Consider the following 278-nt stretch of genomic DNA (forward strand, 5'->3'; position numbering starts at 1 on the left):
ATGTAGGCCCGCACGAACATCATTCGGCTGTGGCAGAGCCGGACATGCGCCACCTTCACAGTGATTGTCACGCCGTCGATACGAACGACCTCGTGGCTCCAGTCGAACTGGTAAGCCTCGCCCGGCGCATAATAGAGCGGCACATAGGCCTCGGCCGTCATCGCCCCGCGGGTCTTCGACCAGTTCCGGGCATAGCGGCGGACCGCGTCGTAGCCGCCCTCATAGCCGCCCTCCCGGAGTTCTTCGAAAACCCGGATCAGGGTCAGCCGCTCCCGTGA

At 64.0% G+C, this 278-nt stretch carries 1 pseudogene; it reads right to left on the minus strand.

What is annotated here, in order from left to right:
• Positions 1–278 (minus strand): annotated as a pseudogene (locus AC3A5Z_RS24195) (IS21 family transposase); the annotation flags it as partial.

It is taken from the genome of Cereibacter sp. Soil_C_27 (assembly GCF_057657095.1).